This window comes from Arthrobacter sp. TJ-178, from assembly GCF_058269275.1.
On the sequence record NZ_JBZCNK010000002.1, the window covers coordinates 116,392 to 137,887 of the forward strand.

General features: G+C 65.6%; 21 protein-coding genes. 8 read left to right on the forward strand and 13 right to left on the reverse strand.

Features of this window, described 5'->3' with window-relative positions; translation table 11 throughout:
* Positions 1-6: 6 nt before the first annotated feature.
* On the reverse strand, positions 7-1,611 hold the full coding sequence (locus AC4D2Q_RS06910) for a carboxyl transferase domain-containing protein (protein WP_490945793.1): 1,605 nt from the start codon (positions 1,609-1,611) through the stop codon (positions 7-9).
* Positions 1,612-1,770: 159 nt separating this feature from the next.
* On the opposite strand from AC4D2Q_RS06910, the gene AC4D2Q_RS06915 reads away from it, so the two are divergent.
* Both AC4D2Q_RS06915 and AC4D2Q_RS06920 read left to right on the forward strand, forming a co-directional pair.
* Positions 1,771-2,469, forward strand: a complete 699-nt coding sequence (locus tag AC4D2Q_RS06915) for a TetR/AcrR family transcriptional regulator (RefSeq protein ID WP_490945794.1) — start codon at positions 1,771-1,773, stop codon at positions 2,467-2,469.
* Between the two features lie 37 nt (positions 2,470-2,506).
* Complete coding sequence (locus tag AC4D2Q_RS06920) at positions 2,507-2,974, forward strand: GNAT family N-acetyltransferase (RefSeq protein ID WP_490927299.1); 468 nt, start codon at positions 2,507-2,509, stop codon at positions 2,972-2,974.
* A gap of 235 nt (positions 2,975-3,209) precedes the next feature.
* Here the strand turns inward: AC4D2Q_RS06920 and AC4D2Q_RS06925 are convergent, their stop codons facing one another.
* From AC4D2Q_RS06925 to pdhA, 3 genes are read right to left on the reverse strand one after another with little or no spacing between them, the layout of a single operon-like run.
* Complete coding sequence (locus AC4D2Q_RS06925; RefSeq protein WP_490945795.1) at positions 3,210-4,637, reverse strand: dihydrolipoamide acetyltransferase family protein; 1,428 nt, start codon at positions 4,635-4,637, stop codon at positions 3,210-3,212.
* Positions 4,634-5,677, reverse strand: a complete 1,044-nt coding sequence (locus AC4D2Q_RS06930) for an alpha-ketoacid dehydrogenase subunit beta (protein ID WP_490945796.1) — start codon at positions 5,675-5,677, stop codon at positions 4,634-4,636. Before AC4D2Q_RS06930 ends, AC4D2Q_RS06925 begins: the two co-directional genes overlap by 4 nt.
* A complete protein-coding gene (gene pdhA / locus AC4D2Q_RS06935; RefSeq protein WP_490945797.1) occupies positions 5,674-6,852 on the reverse strand; it encodes a pyruvate dehydrogenase (acetyl-transferring) E1 component subunit alpha in 1,179 nt (392 codons plus the stop codon). Before pdhA ends, AC4D2Q_RS06930 begins: the two co-directional genes overlap by 4 nt.
* A 166-nt stretch (positions 6,853-7,018) precedes the next feature.
* Between pdhA and AC4D2Q_RS06940 the strand changes: the two genes are divergently transcribed.
* Positions 7,019-7,489, forward strand: a complete 471-nt coding sequence (locus tag AC4D2Q_RS06940; RefSeq protein WP_490927295.1) for an Lrp/AsnC family transcriptional regulator — start codon at positions 7,019-7,021, stop codon at positions 7,487-7,489.
* A 127-nt stretch (positions 7,490-7,616) separates the two neighbouring features.
* Here AC4D2Q_RS06940 and AC4D2Q_RS06945 read toward each other — a convergent pair whose 3' ends face one another.
* Entirely contained in the window at positions 7,617-9,173 is a 1,557-nt protein-coding gene (locus tag AC4D2Q_RS06945) for a solute symporter family protein (protein WP_490927443.1), read from the reverse strand.
* A gap of 83 nt (positions 9,174-9,256) precedes the next feature.
* Positions 9,257-9,628, reverse strand: a complete 372-nt coding sequence (locus tag AC4D2Q_RS06950; protein WP_400926067.1) for a DUF485 domain-containing protein — start codon at positions 9,626-9,628, stop codon at positions 9,257-9,259.
* A 254-nt stretch (positions 9,629-9,882) separates the two neighbouring features.
* On the opposite strand from AC4D2Q_RS06950, the gene AC4D2Q_RS06955 reads away from it, so the two are divergent.
* Genes AC4D2Q_RS06955 through AC4D2Q_RS06970 form a run of 4 tightly spaced genes read left to right on the forward strand, consistent with a single transcriptional unit; the run spans position 9,883 to position 13,734 of the window.
* Positions 9,883-11,088, forward strand: coding sequence for a sensor histidine kinase (locus AC4D2Q_RS06955; RefSeq protein WP_490945798.1), 1,206 nt, complete (start codon positions 9,883-9,885; stop codon positions 11,086-11,088).
* 19 nt (positions 11,089-11,107) lie between these two features.
* Positions 11,108-11,860: a LytR/AlgR family response regulator transcription factor gene (locus AC4D2Q_RS06960; RefSeq protein WP_490945799.1), complete on the forward strand. Its 753-nt coding sequence runs from the start codon at positions 11,108-11,110 to the stop codon at positions 11,858-11,860.
* Complete coding sequence (locus AC4D2Q_RS06965; RefSeq protein ID WP_490945800.1) at positions 11,857-12,249, forward strand: DUF485 domain-containing protein; 393 nt, start codon at positions 11,857-11,859, stop codon at positions 12,247-12,249. The genes AC4D2Q_RS06960 and AC4D2Q_RS06965 overlap by 4 nt, the downstream gene beginning before the upstream one ends.
* Before the next feature lie 18 nt (positions 12,250-12,267).
* The gene (locus tag AC4D2Q_RS06970; RefSeq protein ID WP_490945801.1) at positions 12,268-13,734 is read left to right on the forward strand and encodes a sodium/solute symporter; all 1,467 of its coding nucleotides are present in this window, start codon (positions 12,268-12,270) and stop codon (positions 13,732-13,734) included.
* A gap of 9 nt (positions 13,735-13,743) precedes the next feature.
* Here AC4D2Q_RS06970 and AC4D2Q_RS06975 read toward each other — a convergent pair whose 3' ends face one another.
* From AC4D2Q_RS06975 to rpsB, 6 genes are all read right to left on the reverse strand, one after another.
* Positions 13,744-14,322 carry a DivIVA domain-containing protein gene (locus AC4D2Q_RS06975; protein ID WP_490945802.1) on the reverse strand — a complete coding sequence of 193 codons (579 nt, stop codon included), beginning with the start codon at positions 14,320-14,322 and terminating at the stop codon, positions 13,744-13,746.
* 88 nt (positions 14,323-14,410) lie between these two features.
* Positions 14,411-15,328 carry a phosphatidate cytidylyltransferase gene (locus tag AC4D2Q_RS06980; protein WP_490945803.1) on the reverse strand — a complete coding sequence of 306 codons (918 nt, stop codon included), beginning with the start codon at positions 15,326-15,328 and terminating at the stop codon, positions 14,411-14,413.
* A 74-nt stretch (positions 15,329-15,402) separates the two neighbouring features.
* On the reverse strand, positions 15,403-15,960 hold the full coding sequence (gene frr, locus AC4D2Q_RS06985; RefSeq protein WP_490927287.1) for a ribosome recycling factor: 558 nt from the start codon (positions 15,958-15,960) through the stop codon (positions 15,403-15,405).
* Positions 15,961-16,342: 382 nt separating this feature from the next.
* Entirely contained in the window at positions 16,343-17,074 is a 732-nt protein-coding gene (gene pyrH / locus AC4D2Q_RS06990) for a UMP kinase (protein ID WP_400926088.1), read from the reverse strand.
* A gap of 135 nt (positions 17,075-17,209) precedes the next feature.
* The gene (gene tsf / locus AC4D2Q_RS06995) at positions 17,210-18,049 is read right to left on the reverse strand and encodes a translation elongation factor Ts (protein WP_490927286.1); all 840 of its coding nucleotides are present in this window, start codon (positions 18,047-18,049) and stop codon (positions 17,210-17,212) included.
* A gap of 133 nt (positions 18,050-18,182) precedes the next feature.
* Positions 18,183-19,064 carry a 30S ribosomal protein S2 gene (gene rpsB / locus AC4D2Q_RS07000; protein ID WP_490927285.1) on the reverse strand — a complete coding sequence of 294 codons (882 nt, stop codon included), beginning with the start codon at positions 19,062-19,064 and terminating at the stop codon, positions 18,183-18,185.
* A gap of 502 nt (positions 19,065-19,566) precedes the next feature.
* On the opposite strand from rpsB, the gene AC4D2Q_RS07005 reads away from it, so the two are divergent.
* Positions 19,567-20,151: a M23 family metallopeptidase gene (locus AC4D2Q_RS07005; protein ID WP_490945804.1), complete on the forward strand. Its 585-nt coding sequence runs from the start codon at positions 19,567-19,569 to the stop codon at positions 20,149-20,151.
* A 94-nt stretch (positions 20,152-20,245) separates the two neighbouring features.
* Here the strand turns inward: AC4D2Q_RS07005 and AC4D2Q_RS07010 are convergent, their stop codons facing one another.
* Entirely contained in the window at positions 20,246-21,457 is a 1,212-nt protein-coding gene (locus tag AC4D2Q_RS07010) for an acyl-CoA dehydrogenase family protein (RefSeq protein WP_490945805.1), read from the reverse strand.
* Positions 21,458-21,496 lie beyond the last annotated feature (39 nt).

Below are 21,496 nucleotides of genomic sequence, written 5' to 3' on the forward strand. Positions count from 1 at the left end.
TCTGCCTCACATCCGGAACAGGCCGAAGGAGGTCTCCGGCAGCGGGGCGTTGGCGCAGACGTCCAGGGCCAGGCCCAGGACGGTGCGCGTGTCCGCCGGGTCGATGACGCCGTCGTCCCACAGCCGCGCCGTGGAGTAGTACGGGCTGCCCTGGGCTTCATAGGTCTCGCGGATGGGTGCCTTGAATGCTTCTTCGTCCTCCGCGGCCCATTCCTCGCCGCGGGCTTCGAACTGATCGCGCTTGACGGTGGCCAGGACGGAGGAGGCCTGGGCGCCGCCCATTACGGAAATCCGGGCCGCCGGCCACATCCAGAGGAAGCGCGGGCTGTAGGCGCGGCCGCACATGGAATAGTTCCCGGCGCCGAAGGAGCCGCCCACAATGACCGTGAGCTTGGGAACCCGGCAGGTGGCGACGGCGGTGACCATCTTGGCGCCGTTCTTGGCGATGCCGCCGGCCTCGTAGTCCCGGCCAACCATGAAGCCGGAAATGTTCTGCAGGAAGATCAGCGGAATGCCGCGCTGGTCGCACAGTTCAATGAAGTGCGCGCCCTTGAGCGCTGATTCGGAGAACAGGACGCCGTTGTTGGCCACGATGCCCACGCGGTGCCCATGGAGCCTGGCGAATCCGGTGACCAGGGTGGCACCGTATTCCTTCTTGAATTCGGAGAATTCACTGCCGTCCACCAGCCGGGCAATGAGCTCCCGAACGTCGTAGGGGGTCTGGAGGTCCGCGGGCACGGCCCCGTAGATTTCGGCTTCGGAGTGCGACGGCGGCCGGGTCGGCAGAATCTCCCAGGCCGGGGGATGCACGGGCAGGGTTTCCACGATGGTGCGCACGATCTCCAGGGCGTGGGCGTCATTGTCCGCCAGATGGTCGGTGACGCCGCTGATGCGCGAGTGCAAATCCCCGCCGCCGAGTTCTTCGGCCGTGACAATCTCGCCGATGGCGGCCTTCACCAGCGGCGGTCCGCCCAGGAAGATGGTCCCCTGGTTGCGCACGATGACGGTTTCATCGCTCATGGCCGGCACGTAGGCGCCGCCGGCGGTGCAGGATCCCAGCACGGCGGAAATCTGCGGGATCTTCCGTGCGGACATCTGGGCCTGGTTGTAGAAGATCCGGCCAAAGTGGTCCCGGTCCGGAAAAACATCATCCTGCTTGGGCAGGAACGCGCCGCCGGAATCCACCAGGTAAATGCACGGCAGACGGTTTTCCAACGCAATTTCCTGGGCGCGCAGGTGCTTCTTCACGGTCATCGGATAATAGGTGCCGCCCTTGACGGTGGCGTCGTTGGACAGCACCATCACGTGCCGGCCCTGCACCAGGCCGATGCCGGCGATCAGGCCGGCGCCGGGGCACTCGTCGTCGTACATGCCGTCCGCGGCCAGCGGGGAGATCTCCAGGAACGGGCTGCCCGGGTCCAGCAGCCGGTCCACGCGCTCGCGCGGCAGCAGTTTTCCGCGGGCCGCGTGGCGTTCCCGGGAACGCTCCGGTCCCCCGAGCGCGGCCTGCTCCAGCCGCTTGCGCAGGTCCTGCACCAATTCAGCCTGCGCGACGGCGTTGCGGGCGTAATCCGGTGAGGCGGGGTCGAGCCGGGTTGCAAGGGTCTCCATTGACGTCTCTCTGCTCAGTGCGGACAGCTGCTCGGCACATTTGCCGGAAGCTCCAGCGCCGGTTAATGACGGCTAACTCAAATCAGGTTATTGGTTATTAACCCAGCTGTCCACCACAATGGAAACAGTTCCTCAACCGAAGCGGCCGGAAAGGCGGGCATGGACGCAGTTCCAGAAGAAGCGCTTCCCGCGGCCCCGGCTAACGGGACGAGCCGGCCGAACCGGGAAACGCCCGCAGCGCCCGCCAGTCCCGCCGGGCGCTCCGCCGGCGCCCCCACCGGGCGCACCCTGGCCAAGGCCTCCCGCCGGACGGCCATACTCAACGCCGCCGCAGCACTCTTCGCCGAACGCGGCTACAACGGCGTGTCCATTGAAGAGCTCGGGGCAGCCGCCGGCGTCAGCGGCCCTGCCGTGTACCGCCACTTCAGCGGCAAGCCCGGGGTACTGACGGCCCTGTTGGTTGGCGTGAGCGAGGACCTGCTCGACGGCGGAAAAGCCGTAGCCGCCGAGTCTTGCACCCCCGAGGAATCGCTGCGCAGGCTGGTGGAATTCCAGGTGGACTTCGCCCTGCGCCAGGCGAACGTGATCCGGGTCCAGGACCGGGATTTGAACAGCCTGCCGGCGCCGGACAAACGCACCGTACGGCAGCTCCAGCGCCAGTACGTGGAAGTATGGGTTGATGCCCTCTCCGCTTTGCATCCCGGTTCGGCTCCGCCCCTGCTGCGGGACCGCGCCCAGGCCGTCTTCGGATTGATCAATTCGACCTCGCATACGCTGAACGGAAAAATGTTGGCCCGGGACACGGCACGGCTGCGGTCGCTGCTCGAAACCATGGCATGGGCCGCCCTGAATGCCTAGTACCCTGAATCAAACCCCTCGAGCAGAAAGACCTGCTGTGATTGAGCTTCGTGCCGTAGTTCCCGCCGACCTGGATGAATTCTTTTCCCATCAGTTGGATCCAAGCGCCAACCATATGGTTGGCTTTGCCGCCAAGAATCCCTCTGACCGCGGTGTCTTCGATCACCATTGGCAGAACATCCTCAACGATCCCACCGTCACTGTCCGCACCATTGTGGCCGACGGTGACGTGGTTGGCGGCATCATGGCCTACCGTGAAGGCGGCATCCCGGAGATCAGCTACTGGATCGACACCGAGCGGTGGGGCCAGGGCATCACCACGGCCGCCGTTGGCCAGTTCCTGCAGGAGTTCGACGAGCGCCCCATCCGCGCCCGGGCCGTCGCGGACAACGCCGGTTCCATCGCCATCCTGGAGAAGTACGGCTTCAAGGTGGTGGGTGAGGCGCAGGGCTTCGCCAACGCCCGCGGCGCCGTTGTGCGGGAACTTGAACTTGAACTGAACTAATCCGGCGCTTCCCTGCGCCGAGTGTCGAGATACGGCCGCTTACCCGCATCCAGTGTCGAGACGATGCCGCTTGGTGGCGGGGATAGCGGCATCACTGCGTCATTCGACGGCGGTGACGGGCACCAACCCGACACCGCACCTCCGACACTGCACCTCAACGTGAGCTGAACTGGTTCGGCACGCACAGAACCCGCCGTCCCGAAGTTGGGGCGGCGGGTTCTGTCGTCAGGAACTGCTACATCAGGGTCAGGGCCATGGCGGGATCCGCCAGCACCGTCCCCACGTCGTTGAGGAAACGTGCACCCTGCTCGCCGTCGACCAGCCGGTGGTCGAAGGACAGGCTGAGGGTCATGACCGACCGCACCGCGAGCGCCCCTTCATGGACCCACGGCTGTTCCCGCACCGCGCCGAGTGCCAGGATGCCGGCCTCTCCCGGATTGAGGATGGGCGTTCCGGCATCGATGCCGAACACCCCCACGTTGGAGATTGAGAAGGTTCCGCCGGACAGGTCCGCCGGGGTGGTCTTGCCGGCACGGGCGGTCTGCGCCAGATTGCCCACGGCGTCGGCCAGGGCACGCAGGCCCAGGGACTGCGCGTCCTTCACATTGGGAACCATGAGGCCCCGCGGTGTCGCTGCGGCAATGCCCAGGTTCACATAGCGGTACTGCACGATTTCCCGTGCGGCCTCGTCCCAGCGCGAATTCAGCGACGGATGCCGTCCCAGCGCCAGGCAGACAGCCTTGGCGGCCAGCGTCAGCGGCGTCAGCTTCACGCCGTCGTACGCCTTGTGGCCGCGAAGGCGCGCCAGCAGTTCCATCGAAGCCGTGACGTCCACAGTCAGGAAAACGGTCACGTGCGGTGCCGTGAAGGCACTGGCAACCATGGCCGCGGCGGTGTGCTTGCGCATTCCGGCGATCGGGATCCGTTCCTCCCGGACACCCGGGGAAACGGCGGGCGACGGCGGCGGCGAGGACGGGGTGCCGGCCTCCGGCGGCTGCTGCACAGCTGCCTCGCCCGTGCCATCTGCCAGGTTTTCGGCGGCCCGGGACACATCGGAACGGACAATCAGGCCGTCCGGTCCCGTTCCGTCCAGGTTTGCCAAATCCACCCCGAGATCCCGGGCGAGCTTGCGCACCGGCGGAGACGAACGGGGGCGCTCCCGCCGCGGCGCAGCGGCTTCCTGCGGAAGGACCGGTTCGACGGGCCGAACCGGCGCTGCGGGGGCAGGCGGCGCCGGGGCAGCCGGTTCCACCGCCGTGGCGGCAGCCTGCGGTGACACCCCGGTCAGCCAACGGCGCCGCGCCGGCCGGCCGGTCTTCTCGGGAACTGCCCCGTAGCCGACAAGGTTGGGGGTGCGCTTCAGCGGTTCCGAACCGGACAGATCTGCCCGCACAACGCCCTCGGCCAGTCCTCCCTCATCCCCGCCGCCGATGTCGAAGGACACGATGGGAGCGCCGACTTCCACCACGGATCCGGCCTGCTCATGCAGCAGCGCCACGGTTCCTGCGTAGGGTGAGGGCAGTTCCACCACGGCCTTGGCCGTTTCCACGTCGGCAATGACCTGGTTCAGGGTGACCTTGTCCCCTACTGCCACATGCCAGCTGACGATCTCGGACTCGGTGAGTCCTTCGCCCAGGTCCGGGAGGCGGAATTCCTTGATCACAGACCGGCTCCTTCCAGGATGGCGCGCGCTTCGCCGGCGGCATCCCGGGCACTGAGCGAGTTGGGGCGGCGCAGGGCCCGGTCCACGCCGTCGAGGATCCGGTCCAGATCCGGCAGGTGGTGGTGCTCGAGCTTGGAAGACGGGTACGGAACATCAAAGCCGGTGACCCGAACGGGTGCATGCTCGAGGAAGTCGAAGCAACGCTCGGTGATGCTGGCGGAGATTTCGGCGCCCACGCCGCCGGATTTTCCGGCCTCATGGGTGATGACGAGCCGGCCCGTCTTCCGGACGGAGGCTTCCACCGTGGCGAAATCCACCGGTGACAGGGACCGCAGGTCAATGACTTCCACGGAAACGCCCTCATCCGAGGCGGCCACGGCCGCGTCAACGGCGGTCATGACCAGCGGACCGTAGGTCACAAGGGTCACGTCGGTGCCTTCGGTGACCACGCGTGCGGAGCCCAGCGGCAGCGCGCCGTCAAGGTCCTCATTAACTTCGCCCTTGACGTGATAGCGGCGCTTGGGCTCAAAGAACAGCACCGGGTCGTTGCTGCTGATGGCCTGCTGGATCATGGTGTACGCATCCTGCGGGTTGGATACGCTGACCACGCGCAGTCCGGAGGTGTGGGTGAAATATGCTTCCGGAGACTCCGAGTGGTGCTCAGGTGAACCGATGCCGCCGCCGAAGGGCACGCGGATGGTCAGCGGCATGTTGACGGCACCGCGGGTGCGGTAGTGCATCTTGGCCACCTGGCAGACAATCTGGTCAAAGGCCGGGTAGATGAACCCGTCGAACTGGATTTCCACCACCGGACGGTAACCGCGGAAGGCCAGCCCGACTGCGGTGCCCATGATGCCGGATTCGGCCAGCGGGGTATCGATGACCCGGTGTCCGCCGAAATCCTTCTTCAGCCCGTCGGTGATGCGGAAGACGCCGCCGAGGGTGCCGATGTCCTCCCCCATCAGGACGACCTTGGGGTCGGCGTCCATGGCGGCGCGGAGCCCGGCGTTGATGGCACGGCCAAAAGTCATGGTGCTCATGCGCGCTCTCCCTTCGTGTGGGCCGCAGCCTGGTCAGTGCCGCCGTCGTCTTCCGTGCCGTACACGGCGAGGTAGCGGGCGTATTCCTCCTGCTGGTTCTCCAGCCAGGAGTTGGGTTCGGCGTAGACGTGCGCAAAGAGTTCCATTGCCACGGGCGGTGCCATGCCGATGCAGGCCTGGCGCAGTTCAGCGGCCACAGCGTTGGCGTGGGCGGCCACCGATTCCGCAAACCCATCGGTGAACAGCCCCTCGGACCGCAGCAGGGCTTCCACCCGGCTGATCGGATCCTTGGCCCGCCATTCCTCCAGTTCCGCGGCGTCGCGGTAGCGGGTGGGATCATCCGCGGTGGTGTGCGGACCCATCCGGTAGGTCACGGCCTCGATGAAGCTGGGCCCTCCCCCGCTGCGTGCCCGTTCCAGGGCCTCGCGGGTGACGGCCATGACGGCGAGGACGTCGTTGCCGTCCACCCGGACGGAGGGAATGCCGAAGCCCGGGGCGCGGTTGGCGATGGGCACCTGTGCCTGCAGGCCCACCGGCTCTGAAATGGCCCACTGGTTGTTGGAGCAGAAGAAGACAACGGGCGCATGGAAGCTGGCCGCGAAGACCATCGCCTCATTCACGTCGCCCTGGCTGGTGGCACCGTCGCCGAAGTAGGTGATGACGGCGTCGTCCGTTCCGTCGGCAACCACACCCATGCCGTAACCTGCCGCGTGCAGCGCCTGGGCGCCGATGATGACTTGGGTGGGGGCCATGTTGACGGTGAACGGATCCCAGCCGGCGGCGGCGTTGCCCCGCCACATGCGCATCAGGGACTCCGGGTCCACGCCGCGGCACCAGGCAACCCCGTTTTCACGGTAGCTGCCGAACACGAAGTCGCTGGCCCGCAGGGTGCGGGCGGAGCCGATCTGGGCGGCTTCCTGGCCCAGGAGCGGCGGCCAGAGGCCCAGCTCACCCTGGCGCTGCAGTGCGGTGGCCTCGGTGTCGATCCGGCGGATGACCACCATGTCTTCGTAGAGGGCACGCAGCTGGTCTGCATCAACATCGGAGACCCAGTGGTCGTAGTCGGAGGATGCCCGGGAACCGTCGGGACGGATCAGCTGGACGTAGGGGCCGGCAGCGGTAGCGCCGTCATGGGAAATTCGAACAGGAGTATGCAGAGACACGTCGGTACGCATCCTTCCGTGTTGGGCCCCAGGGGTGGCGGGACCGAACCGATGCCCGGGCGACGTTGCCCGGATAACTGTGACACTACTCACACTTATCAGGCGGCACAACCGTTTCCGGATTCGCTGCGCATTATGCTCTACGGGTCGCCTTTCGGCCGTGCTAATCTTTCGCACTATGCCTCTGGACAGTACCGACACCCGCCTGCTCCTTGCCATGGCCCGGGATCCGCGGCGCACGGTCGTAGCTCTGGCCACCGCCCTGGGAATCTCCCGCAACACGGTCCAGGCCAGGTTGGCGCAGCTGGAAAAGAAGGCAGTGTTCTTGTCCTTCGAACGCAGGATCAGCCCGGCCGCGCTGGGTTATCCGCTGATGGCTTTTGTCCATGTGCACGTGCAGCAGCAACAGCTGGCCGCCATCACCGCCCAGCTGGCCGGCATCCCGGAAGTAGTGGAGGCCCACGGCCTGACCGGCGACGCGGACATCCTCCTGCGCGTGGCCGCCGTTGACGCCGAGGACCTGTTTCGGATCAACAAGGCTATTCTCGCGGTGCCCGGCGTCGAACGCTGCGATACCAATCTGGCCATGGGCGAGCTCATTCCGTTCCGGGTCACTCCCCTGCTCGAACGCGGCGACGCCGAAGACTGACTCCCAGGACGCCGCCTCGCCGGCGCCAAAGGCTTCCGCCCCGCCCGCAAAAGCCCCGCCAACGCAAACACCCGGCCCCCTGCCGAAGCGGGGAACCGGGTGTTGGTCCGGGAAGATGCGCGGAAGGCTAGTGGTCCACAGCCTTTTCCGCGCCGACACCGGTCAGGGACCGGACTTCCATCTCCGCCTGCTTCTGCGGGGACTCGTCGTCCTTGCCCAGGACGGTGCCGAGCCAGCCCAGCAGGAAGGCCAGCGGGATGGAGACCAGGCCCGGGTTGTTCAGCGGGAAGACCGAGATGTCGATCCCCGAGACCATGGACGTCTCGGCCCCGGAGAACACCGGCGAGAGGATGATCAGCAGAATCGCCGAGATCAGGCCGCCGTACATGCTCCAGATGGCGCCCTGGGTGTTGAAGCGGCGCCAGTACAGCGAGTACAGGATGGTGGGCAGGTTGGCACTGGCGGCAACCGCGAAGGCCAGGGCCACCAGGAAGGCCACGTTCTGACCCTGCGCACCGATGCCGCCGAGAATGGAAATCACGCCGATTACCAGCACCGTGCGGCGGGCGACCTTGACCTCGCCGTCGGGGTCCACCTTGCCCTTGCGGATCACGTTGGCATAGATGTCATGCGCAAAGGATGCCGCAGCCGTGATGGTCAGACCGGCCACCACAGCCAGGATGGTTGCGAATGCCACCGCGGATATCAGGCCCAGCAGCACCGGCCCGCCCAGCGCAAAGGCCAGCAGCGGAGCTGCCGAGTTCACGCCGCCGGGGGCGGATGTGATGGTCTCCGCGGGGATCAGCGCGGCAGCGCCGTAGCCCAGAACCAGGGTGAAGAGGTAGAAGATGCCGATCAGCCAGATGGCCCAGACCACGGAGCGGCGGGCTTCCTTGGCCGTAGGCACCGTGTAGAAGCGCATCAGCACGTGCGGCAGGGCTGCGGTGCCCAGCACCAGGGCCATGCCCAGGGATACGAAGTCCAGGCGGGTGGTTCCGGTCTTGCCGTAGGCCAGGCCGGGGTTCAGGATATCCGGGTTGCCGGAGGTTTCCACCGCCGCACCGAGCAGTTCGGAGAGGTTGAAGCCGTTCTGGGCCAGGACCCAGACGGTCATGACTCCGGCACCGGCAATGAGCAGGCAGGCCTTGATGATCTGCACCCAGGTGGTGCCCTTCATGCCGCCGATCAGTACGTAAATGATCATCAGGGCGCCGACGACGGTGATCACCAGGGATTGGCCGATCTTCGAGTCGATGCCCATCAGCAGGGAGACGAGTCCGCCGGCTCCGGCCATCTGGGCCAGCAGGTAGAAAAAGCAGACGGCCAGGGTGGTGATGGCCGCGGCGATGCGGACCGGGCGCTGCTTCAGGCGGAAGGACAGCACATCGGCCATGGTGAACTTGCCCGTGTTGCGCAGCATTTCCGCCACCAGCAGCAGTGCCACCAGCCAGGCCACGAGGAAGCCGATGGAGTACAGGAAGCCGTCATATCCGTTGATGGCGATGGCGCCCACGATGCCCAGGAACGACGCCGCCGAGAGGTAGTCACCGGCAATGGCCGTTCCGTTCTGCGGTCCGGTGAAGGACCGGCCGGCGGCGTAGTAGTCAGCCGCGGTCTTATTGTTGCGGCTGGCCCGCAGCACAACGATCAGCGTCACGGCCACGAAGAGGCCGAAAATGAGCATGTTCAGCCAGCCGGTTTCCCGGACGGCGTCGGCGGAAACGGGGGTATCCGCCGATGTGAGGTTCGCCGTAATGTTCAGGGGATTCATTTGGCCTCCTCCGGACGCCGGACGCCCTTGGCTTCAAGTTTTTCGCGCAGGTCCGCGGCAATGGGATCCATCCGGCGGTTGGCGTAGCTGACGTACCCCATGGTGATGGCGAAGGTGGTGACAAACTGCAGCAACCCCAGGATGAGGCCAACGTTGATGTTCCCCCAGACCGGGGTGGACATGAACTCGTGGGCGTAGTCGGCCAGCAGGACGTACGCGAAGTACCAGAGCAGGAAAAGTACTGCCATCGGGAAAATGAAGCTGCGCTGCCGCTTTCGCAGCTCCTGCAGCTCGGGAGATTTCTGGACCTGCGTGAAATCGACCGCCGCCGCGTGGGCGCCTGATCGCGGGACTTGTTTTCTTGCCATCGCTCCTCCTTGAGTTGGGCACATCGGCCGCGGGCTCTCCCGAACCGGCAGCGATCAGCAGCGGGTCCGGGCATTATGCACAAATAGTGATCCCCATCACTGTCCCCTGCCAGGCACCGCCGAACCAGTTTCACCGCCCGTGCCTCGATGAGCGGTCATTCCCCTGCGGTGAACGGTCCCGCCCCCCCCGTTCGCCGGGCCTGCCTGCGCAGTGTCGGAACGGGTGCTGCCCCGGCGGCGGCTAGGGTGGGGGCATGTTCAGCCCCGCCGTCGATGTTGCCGTGGTGTGCTCTGTCGCGCTCCTGACCGTGGCGGTCATCGGTTTCCTGGGCTACCGGCTCAGCAGGTCCCAGCGGGACCTCGGCTCGGATTCGGAGCGCGCCGCCTACGCCGCACTGCATACGGCCACCCTTGCGTCCCGGCACCTGCGCACCGGGCTGACCGTTTCGGGTGCGGGCAAGGCATCCCGCCATCTGCGCGCACTGCTGGGCTGCGACACCCTGGTGCTGGCGGACGCGGCAGCCGTCCTGGCCTGGGAAGGTTCGCTCCCGGACACAGCAGCGTCCCGGGCCAGGCTGCTGGCGGCTGCGCGCACGGTGCTCAACAGCGGCCGGACCCGGGTTTTCCGCGGTGCCTCACTGCGGTCCCTGGGGTTCGACGACGACGGCGGCCGGCACCTGCTGGTGTGCCCGCTGCAGGTGAACCGCAAAACGGTGGGGACGCTCGCCGTCTTTACTCCCTCCGTCAGTGCCGGTCTGGTGCGTGCCGTCAACGACGTTGCCGGCTGGGTGTCCGGCCAGATGGAACTGGCAGAGCTGGACACCTCGCGGACGCTGTTGATGGAGGCTGAGGTCCGTGCACTGCGGGCCCAAATCAGCCCGCACTTCATCTACAACTCGCTCAACGCGATCGCCTCCTACATCACCACGGATCCGGTGCGGGCCCGCGAGCTGGTGGTGGAATTCGCCGATTTCACCCGCTATTCCTTCCGCCGCAGCGGCAACTTCACCACCGTGGCCGAGGAGCTGGAAGCGATCAACCGCTATCTGCTGCTGGAACGGGCACGCTTTGGGGACCGCCTCAAGATCAGCCTGCAGATCGGCCCGGAAGTCCTGGGAACCGTCATCCCGTTCCTGTCCCTGCAGCCGCTGGTGGAAAACTCGGTGCGTCACGGCCTGGAAGCGGACGACGGCGAGGGCCACATCACAATCACGGCCGCCGACGCAGGTTCTTCCGCGGTGATCACCATCGAGGACAACGGGGTGGGGATGGATCCCGATTACCTCCGGTCGGTTTTGGCCGGACACGCCGACGGCGATCACGTGGGCCTGCGGAACGTGGATGTCCGGCTGCGCCAGGTCTACGGCGAGGACCACGGCCTGGTGATTGACACCGCTCCGGGAGCCGGAACCCTCATCACCATGCGCATACCCAAGTCGCAGCCGGGCCACCGGGCCTGAGTCTTGTAGCGTGTTGCACATGTCCGTACCCGGAAAATCCGTTCCCCGGCACCTGAGCGTGGTGGTGGCTGATGACGAGCTGCCCGCCGTCAATGAGCTGGCGTTCCTGCTCGGCCGGGATGCCCGGATCGGCGAGATCCACCGGGCCTCCAGCGGGGCGCAGGCGCTGGCACTGGTGCGCGACCACCCGGTGGATGCCGTCTTCCTGGACATCCATATGCCGGGGATGTCCGGCTTGGAGCTCGCTGGTGCCCTGGGCAGTGGAGACCGTCCCCCGGTCCTGGTGTTCGTGACTGCGGACGAGGAGCAGGCACTGGCGGCGTTCGACCTTGCCGCCGTGGACTACCTGCTCAAACCGGTCCGGCCGGAGCGCCTGGCTGAATCCGTGCGGCGGATCTGCGATCAGGCGGCGGAGGCGGCGACCGGGGATGACGACGTCGTTACTGTGGTCCAGGGCGGCACCACGCGCATCATCCGCCGCGAGGATATCCGCTACGTGCAGGCACAGGGCGACTATGCCCGCCTGCACACGCAGGACGCTTCCTACCTGATCCGTGTGCCGCTGGCCGAGCTGGAAGAGCAGTGGGCTGAAGCGGGTTTTATCCGCATCCACCGCTCCTACCTGGTGTCCCGGGCCCATATCCGTCAGGTGCGGATGGTGGGCGGCCGCGCAAGCATCAGCGTCGGTGCGGCGGAACTGCCGGTCAGCAGGCGCCACCTGCCCCGGGTCCGGAGCACCCTTTCAGCCAGCCGGGTCCGGACCCGCACATGAGCAGCGATGCTCCCGCGGGGGCCGGGCAGCCGCGGCGCGTGCGGGTCACCGCCCCGCGCAGCGTGCCCGTACCTTCCGCCCCCTACACGGTGTCGCGGGAACTTGATGAACAGACCGAAGTGGGTGAACTGTTCATCGGTTCGCTGATCCGCTCCCAGCTGCGGCTGGCCCTGGTGGTTGCCGGCGGTTTCCTGCTGATTCTGCTGGGCGTGCCGGTACTCCTGGCATTCCTGCCGGTGATCGCCGATCTGACGCTGTTCAGCATTCCGATGCCCTGGTTCCTGCTGGGCGCCGGGGTATATCCGCTGGTGATCGTCTGCGGGGCGCTGTATATCCGCAGCGCTGCCCGCAATGAACAGCGGTTCCTGGACCTGGTCGATGATGCCTGAGCAGACCGGGGTGCACAGATGAATCCGGCCGCCGGCTTCGCCGCCCTTGCAGCGGTCAGTGCGGCCACGTTGCTGATCGGTGTGTACGGGCTGCGCATTTCCCGGACCACCGGGGACTTCTATGTGGCGTCCCGGACGGTCCGGCCCTGGTGGAACGCCTCGGCCATCGGCGGAGAATACCTGTCCGCCGCGAGCTTCCTGGGAGTGGCCGGACTGATTCTGGTGTCCGGTGTCGATGCCCTGTGGTTTCCGATCGGCTACACGGCCGGTTATTTGATGCTCCTGCTCTTCGTGGCTGCTCCGCTGCGCCGGTCCGGGGCGTACACCATTCCGGATTTTGCCCAGGCCCGGCTGGAGTCACTGCTGGCCCGCCGGGTCACGAGCCTGCTGGTTATCGCCGTCGGCTGGCTGTACATAGTGCCGCAGCTGCACGGCGCCGCGCTGACCATCCGCACCACCACCGGACTTCCCGGCTGGACCGGTTCCGTGGCGGTGGTGGTGATTGTCTGCCTCAGCGTCATGACCGGAGGCATGCGCTCCATCACTTTTGTGCAGGCGTTCCAGTACTGGCTGAAACTGGCGGCCATCGCCGTGCCCGTGCTGTTTGTCCTTTTCCGGATCTCCGACGCCGGGCTGCCCTGGAGCAGCGGCGGATCAGCGCTTGCCGCGGCCCTGGATCCCCAGGCTCACGCTTCCCTGTACCGGAACATTTCGCTGACCATTGCGCTGCTGTTCGGCACCCTGGGCCTGCCCCATGTACTCGTGCGCTTCTACACGAACCCGGACGGAGCCTCGGCCCGGCGGACCACCCTGATTGTGCTCGGTCTGCTCTCCCTGTTTTACATTTTTCCCACTATTTACGGGGTGCTGGGGCGTATTTACACACCGGAGCTGGCGGCGGGAGGCGCGGATACCACCGTATTGCTGCTGCCGGGACGGGTGTTCGACGGCGCTGCCGGGGACCTGCTTTCGGCGCTCGTGACGGCCGGTGCTTTTGCCGCGTTCCTGTCCACCACCTGCGGCCTGGTGGTGTCCCTGGCCGGCGTGCTGAGCCAGGAATTGTTCCGCGGCAGTGTCCGGGGGTTCCGGTTCTGTGCCGTGCTGGCCGCCGTCGTGCCGCTGGGGCTGGCGCTGCTGACCAGCTCGCAGGCCCTGGCCGGAAGCGTGGGCATGGTGTTTGCCTTTACGGCCTCCACTCTGTGCCCGCTGCTGTTGCTGGGAATCTGGTGGCGGGGGCTGACTTCTCCGGGCGCGGTGGCCGGGATGGTGACCGGGGCTGTGCTGTGCGGAGGCTCAATGGTGGCCGGCGGCACGCTGGCGGCGGCCGGACGGGCGATTCCCGTGTGGCTGGAACAGCCGGCCGCGTGGACCGTGCCGGCTGCGTTTGCGGTGACCGTGGGGCTTTCCCTGCTGCGGCCCGGCCTCGCTCCGGCCGGAGCTGCCAAGACCCTGGCCCGGCTGCACACGCCCGAACGGCGGCGCTAAAGGCCGGCCTTAATCGACCGAAGCCATCACTTCCACCACGCGGTCCAGGAACGCGTCCACCTGTGTTTCCTCGTATCCCTCCTGGCCCTTGGCCTCCCGGAAGACGGCCCGGCGAACCGCATCCACGCTCAGCGGCTGGTCATTTTCAAAGTAGCCCAGCAGCTCGGTACACAGCGCATCAACATCATCAACGTTGTAGCTGGGCACGTTGCGCTTGCCGGGACGGCGGAACCGCTCCCCGGGCTTGCGGTGCAAACGGCCGCGGAGAACCGAGGAGATTCGCCCGATCTGCAGCAACCATGATTCCTCGCCCTTGACCTGGACCAGCTGGTCCCGCTCACGCTGGGTGAATTCATCTTCAAGCCGGTCCAGCGCTGCGTCCACGGCCTGGGGCTCGTATCCGCCCTTGGCCGGATCGAACGCTACGGACCGGATGTCCCGGCTGGAAATGATCTCGGCATCCGCGCCCCCCGCGTCGTAGCCGCTCCGGGCCCGGGTCAGGAATTCATCAACCTGCCGGGTGTTGTACCCGTACTCCCTGCGCCCCACGCGCTCAAAAGGGGCATCGGCCTGCCGGGCTTCGTCCATGTTCTGCTGTTCCTCCGAAGGTCATGCCGCTTGCCGAGACTGATGAAAAACCTGTGGTCATCTTACGTTGGTGCCCGTCCGGTTCCGGCTAGGCGCCGGGGACCAGCAGAACCGAGATCATGAAGACCACGGGAGAGGCAAAGACTATCGAGTCCAGCCTGTCCATGATGCCGCCGTGGCCGGGCAGCAGGTTGGACATATCCTTGACGCCAAGCTCGCGCTTGATCATGGATTCGGAGAAGTCTCCGGCAGTGGCTGCGGAGACCGTGGCAACAGCCAGGACAAGACCAAACCACCACGGCTGGTCCAGGAAGACCAAGGACGCAACAATGCCGACAACCGTGGCTCCCGCCGCCGAACCCGCAAATCCCTCCCAGGATTTCTTGGGGCTGATCTTGGGTGCCATTGGATGTTTGCCGAAGAGTGCGCCCACCAGATAACCGAAGGTGTCATTTGAAACCACCAGAAGCAGCAGGACGGCCACGCGGACCTGGCCGCCCGGCTCCCCCAGCAGGAGCATGGCAAAGCTGAGCAGGAAGGGAACCCACAGCACCACAAAGATGCCGGCCATGATGCTGCGCACGGCGTCCTCCGCCGAGTCGATGGTTCTCCACAGGAGGACCGCCACCACCGTCGCCACCAGTGCGAAAGCCAGCGACTCGCTGCCGCCGAAATACGCGGCCAGCGGCAGGGCCACGGTTCCCGCCAGCACCGGCGCCATCGGCACCTTGATGCCGCGCACCGCCAATGCGCGGCTGACTTCCCAGACGCCGACGCCGGCAAACACCGTGGCAATGGCCACGATGGCGAACGGGAAGAACAGCAGTCCTGCCAGGAGCGCACCGAGCAGGATGACCCCGACGGCGATGGCGGCCGGCAGGTTGCGGCCTGCTTTGGAGGGTTTGGCCGGGGGCTTCGGCGGTTTCGCAGCTGCCCCCGTCAGCGCGGTTGCACGCTTGGAGGCCTTCGCCCGTTTGGGAGATCCGGTTCCGTCGGTAGCACTCATGTCCATGGCCTTTGCTGCCGGGTAAGTCTCAAGGGACGCACCGCCAGCCCTGTTTGGAGGCTGGTCGTTGCTCATCAGACCTCGAGCAGCTCGGCTTCCTTGCGCTTGAGCAGATCATCGATGGAGTCGGTGTGGGCCTTGGTCAGGGCATCCAGGTCCTTTTCGGCCCGGTTGCCGTCGTCCTCACCAATCTCGCCGTCCTTGACCAGGCGGTCCAGGGCATCCTTGGCCTTGCGGCGGATGTTGCGGACCGAGACCTTGGCGTCTTCGCCCTTGGTCTTGACGATCTTGACGTACTCCTTGCGGCGGTCCTGCGTCAGCTCGGGCATGACAACCCGGATGACCTTGCCGTCGTTGGAGGGGTTTGCTCCCACCTCGGAGTCGCTCAGCGCACGCTCAATGGCGCGAAGGGCTGAAACGTCGTACGGGGTGATCAGCAGGGTGCGGGCATCCGGCGTCGCAAAGGAAGCCAGCTGCTGCAGCTGCGTGGGAGAACCGTAGTAGTCCACCAGGACCTTGGAGAACAAAGCGGGCGTGGCACGGCCGGTGCGGATCGTTGAAAAATCCTCCTTGGCTACCTCCACCGCCTTGTCCATTTTGTCGGTGGCCTCTTTCAAGGTTTCGTCGATCATGGTGTCTCCTAACATCCAAAAAGTGTCCACGCGCTGGTGGCCGGGCTCTCTATTCATCCTAAGCCAAAAGGGTCAGGGTTCCCTGCACCGAGCCTGCGAGGCGGAGGGGAGACCCTCTGGCGCAAAAGGGTCTTAGGTTCCCTGCACCGAGCCTGCGAGGCGGAGGGGGCGGGGCCTGCGGGACCTGGACCGGCGGCAACGATGTCCCCTCGGCCGCGGGCGGCCTCCGGAACAATAAAGCCGCCTTCCTCCAGGCCCCTTCGGCCGCGCCGCTCCCGGTCCCCTAACGACACGCCAAGCAGCTCCGGAACGGGCTTAGGTCCGCGCGCCGCTCCAGGTCCCCCAGGGACACTCAGGACCCTGAGGGACCGGCGTCGGTCCGCTAGTTCGAAACGATGGTGCCGATCTTCTCGCCGCGGATGGCGCGGGTGACGTTGCCTTCGCCCTCCATGCCGAAGACAACCATGTTCAGGTCATTGTCCTTGCACATGGTCATGGCCGTCTGGTCCATCACGCGGATGTCCTGGCGCAGAGCGTCGTCGTAGGTCAGGGTCTCGAGGCGCGTGGCGCTGGGATCCTTGTTGGGGTCGGCGGTGTAGACGCCGTCGACGCCGCTCTTGGCCATGAGGACCTCGTCTGCGTGCACTTCCAGGGCACGCTGGGCAGCAACGGTGTCCGTGGAGAAGTACGGCAGGCCGGCGCCGGCGCCGAAGATCACGACGCGGCCCTTCTCGAGGTGCCGGATGGCGCGCCGCGGGATGTAGGCCTCAGCCACCTGGCCCATGGTGATGGCGCTCTGGACGCGGGTTTCAACGCCTGCCTGCTCCAGGAAGTCCTGCAGTGCCAGGCAATTCATGACGGTGCCGAGCATGCCCATGTAATCTGCGCGGGAGCGGTCCATGCCGCTCTGCGAAAGTTCAGCGCCGCGGAAGAAGTTTCCGCCGCCCACAACAATGGCCACTTCCACTTCACCGACCGTTGCGGCAATCTGCTTGGCTACGGCACGCACAGTGTCAGGGTCGACGCCGAGCTTTCCGCCGCCGAAAACCTCTCCGGAGAGCTTGAGCAGAACGCGGCGTCGCGTCAAATCGGTGTCTTTCAGGACGTGGGCCATGGTGCCTCCCGGGGCATAGGAAAAGATGTTCTCAGAGGTGAAATAGCGGTTTTGGGCAAACAAAAGGGGCGGCCACCTTGGTGGCTGCCCCTCGTGTTCATGATGACGTATCCGCCGGATCCAGAGCCTTGGAGGCTAGGCGCCTACGCGGAAACGGGCGAAACCGGACGGTGTGGTTCCGGCCTCTTCGAGAACCTTCGCCACAGTCTTCTTGGCGTCCTTGGCGAACGGCTGGTCCAGCAGGACGATTTCCTTGAAGAAACCGGTCAGGCGGCCTTCGACGATCTTGTTCAGCGCGGCTTCGGGCTTGCCCTCGGCGCGTGCCGTCTCGTCAGCGATGCGGCGCTCGTTCTCTACGGTTTCGGCGGGAACTTCGTCGCGCGTCAGGTAGGTGGGAGCGTAAGCAGCGGTGTGCACGGCAATGTCGTGTGCAGCGGTCTTGGCTTCTTCGCTGTCGCCGTCAACGGCAAACAGAACGCCAACCTGGGCCGGCAGGTCCTTGGAGGTCTTGTGCAGGTAGGCGTCGACGGTCTTGCCTTCGATGCGCGCTACGCGGCGGACAACAACCTTCTCGCCGAGGATTGCACCTTCTTCGATGACAACCTCGGACAGCGGCTTGCCGTCTACGTTGTAGGCCAGCAGTGTTTCAGCGTCGGCAGCAGCAGACTCAACAGCAGCGGCCAGGACCTTGTCAGCCAGTTCAATGAACTTGGCGGACTTGGCAACGAAGTCGGTTTCGCAGTTGAGCTCGACCATAACGCCCACGGTGCCGTCGATGACCTTGGCAGCAACCAGGCCCTCGGCAGTGGAACGGCCTTCGCGCTTGGTGGCGCCCTTCAGGCCCTTGATGCGGATGAGCTCCATGGCCTTCTCGGCGTCGCCGTTGGCCTCGTCGAGAGCCTTCTTCACATCCATCATGCCGGCGCCGGTGCGCTCGCGCAGAGCCTTGATATCAGCAGCGGTGTAATTCGCCATTTGGACTCCAGTCCTCCCGTTATAAGTTTTGGTGAGATTCCGCCAGAGCGGCTGGCCGGAAAATCCGGCCAGCCGCGCCAGCAGATACCCCGAATCACCGCTGACAGGCAGCGGTGATCCAAGGAACTTCTATTTACTTCTCTGTTGCGTCCGCGGCGGGGGCAGCAGCTTCCGCCGGAGCTTCAGCTTCTGCAGCCGGAGCTGCTTCAGCGGCAGCATCTGCAGCCGGAGCTTCTTCAGCGGCGGGGGCAGCTGCGCCTTCGAGGAGTTCGCGCTCCCACTCAGCCAGCGGCTCAGCAGCAGCTTCCGTGTTGCCGGACTTGTTGTGGCGGGCGATCAGGCCCTCAGCAACGGCGTCGGCAATAACGCGGGTCAGCAGGTTGACGGAGCGGATGGCGTCGTCGTTGCCCGGGATCGGGAAGTCAACGTCATCGGGATCGCAGTTGCTGTCCAGGATGGCAACAACGGGGATGTTCAGCTTCTTGGCCTCGTCAATGGCGAGGTGTTCCTTCTGGGTATCAACGATCCAGACCACGGACGGAGCCTTGGTCAGGTTGCGGATGCCGCCGAGGTTGGTCTGCAGCTTGGTGAGCTCGCGCTTCAGCAGCAGCAGTTCCTTCTTGGTGTGGCCGGAACCGGCAACATCGTCGAAGTCGATTTCTTCGAGTTCCTTCAGACGCTGGATGCGCTTGGCAACGGTCTGGAAGTTGGTGAGCATACCGCCGAGCCAGCGCTGGTTCACGTAAGGCTGGCCAACACGGGTGGCCTGCTCGGCGATGGCTTCCTGAGCCTGCTTCTTCGTACCAACGAAGAGAACGGTTCCGCCGTGGGCAACGGTGGCCTTGACGAACTCGTAGGCACGGTCGATGTAGGACAGCGACTGCTGCAGGTCGATGATGTAGATGCCGTTGCGCTCGGTGAAGATGAAGCGCTTCATCTTCGGGTTCCAGCGACGGGTCTGGTGTCCAAAGTGGACGCCGCTGTCGAGCAGCTGGCGCATTGTAACGACGGGCATGTCGTCACTCCTTCCGGCAGCAGTAGGCGTGCCGAAGCACATGGATCCTGCTGCCAATTGACGGTTGATAGCTGTACGCCCGGGCGGGCGAAGCTCCTGGCGCCCATCAGCTGAATCAGCATGTCTTTCCTGCCGGCTTACCGGACCGATGGAAAGGCACCCGCGGCTTCCCGAGAGAAGGACACGGATAATTGGGGCACGCGTAGTCAGTTTCCGGTGCCGAAAACCGCCTGCGCTTCGGTGAAACGCGTGTCGGCTTTCCCCCTGCGGGCAGGGAACATGGCACAGCAAACTGCTTCGTCAACTATACACCAGCCTCCGCGGGCTTTTGTCCTCCCCCAGGACGCCGAGGGCGACGGCGGGGCAGAGTTTTCCACAGGCCGCACGGAACGGCCGACGACGGCGGACCGGTGGCACACGATGAGCCATGGACATTTTCCGGAGCCCGCCCCGAACCTCGGGAATATTCTCATCCTGCCGTCACCCGGGCGGGGGAGGCCGGTTGTCTGTTCTTCGCTCGGCAGGGCTCCCAGCCGCCCTGGCCGCTGTGCTCTTCGCGGCGCTGCCTATCGCAGTGCTCACCGCACTGCCCGCCAGCAGGACCGCTCCGGCTTCCGGCGCTTTGGGGCCGCCCCGGCTTGCCGCGCAGCCCGCGTCCGCCTACGAACCGGTGTGGAGCTGGCCCATCTCTCCCGTGCCGGAGGTGGCGCGACCGTTCAAGGCCCCGCCGCAGCGATGGCTAAGCGGTCACCGTGGAGTTGACCTTGCCGCACAGCCGGGGATGCCCGTCCTCAGCCCTGACGAAGGAACAGTGGTGTTTGCCGGGTGGGTGGTCAACCGTCCGGTCATTACGGTTGATCTGGGCGAGGGGCTGCTCGCGAGTTTTGAACCGGTCGACGCGGCAAAGTCCCCGGGCGACCGGGTGGCCGAAGGTGAAGCCATCGGCGTTGTTTCCGCACCGACGGCTGCGTCCCACTGCCCGGACTCCTGCCTCCACTGGGGCGTCCGGCTCCACGGCGAGTACGTCAATCCGCTGAAGTTTGTGACGGACCGCAGGCCGTCCATCCTGTTGCCCCTGCGCGATTAGCAGCGGAAGCGGTTAGCAGCGGATAAAGCCCGCTCGAAGCGGTTAAAGAAATGCGGCCAGTCCCCGCAGGGACTGGCCGCACCGGCAGAACCGGTTAGACGAAGGCAGCTACGCCCGTGATGGCGCGGCCGGTCACGAGTGTGTTGATCTCGTACGTGCCCTCATAGGAGTAGATCGCCTCGGCGTCGGCGAAGATCTTGGCCATGCCGTAGTCGGTGACAATGCCGTTGCCACCCAGGATGCTGCGGCCCAGGGCCACCGACTCGCGCATGCGGGCGGTGGTGAAAGCCTTGGCCAGTGCGGACTGTTCGTCCTTGGCGCGGCCGAGGTCCTCGAGCTGGGCCAGGCGGACCATCATGCCCAGCGAGGCGACGGTGTTGCCCAGGATCTTGACGAGCTGCTCCTGCACGAGCTGGAAGGAAGCCAGCGGCTTGCCGAACTGCTGGCGCTCCACGGCGTACTTGCGGGCCACATCGAAGGCGGCCATCTGCTGGCCCACTGCCTGCCAGGCAACAGCGAGGCGCGTGACCTTCAGGACCTTGTTGGTGTCCCGGAAGCTGTTGGCGCCCTTGAGGTGGAAGTCATCGCTGACCACCACGTTGTCCAAGACAATATCCGCGTTCTGTACCGTGCGCAGCGCGATCTTGTTTTCGATCTTGGTGGCGCTGTAGCCCTCGGTCTTGGTGTCCACAAGGAAACCCTTGACCTGGTTGTCTGCAAGGTCGCGGGCGTAGATGACTACCCAGTCGGAGAACGTGGCGTTGCCGATCCAGCGCTTTTCACCGTTGAGGATCCAGTTGTCCCCCTCGCGGCGGGCGGTGGTGCGGGTGCCGCCGGCGACGTCGGATCCACCCAGCGGTTCGGTCAGGCCGAACGCGCCAATCTTCTTCATGGAGTAGATGTCCGGCAGCCATGCGGCCTTCTGCTCTTCCGAGGCCAGTGCCTCGATGGATCCGGTGAACAGACCGTCGTGCACGCCCAGGAAGGTTGCAAAGGAGGTGTCCGCACGGGTGAACTCGGCGTGGCAGAGACCGGCAAAAAGGTTGGAGTGGCCCTGGCGGTAGACCGGGCTCATGACGTCCAGTTCGGCGATCTTCGGGATCATGTGGTGCGGGAATTCCCCGGCGTTCCACCAATCAGCGGCATGCGGGGTGACTTCGGCCTTCAGCCAGGCACGGACTTCGTGGAGACGGTCCCGTTCCTTGTCGGAGAGCAGATCCTCAAATGCGTAGAAGTCGCCGTCCGCGTACGGGAGGTTATTGGCGTCGATGGTTGCCATGGAGAAATATCCTTCGCTGCTGATCATCAGTGATCCGGGGCCGTAAGGCCGGGTTCCCCCATGTTA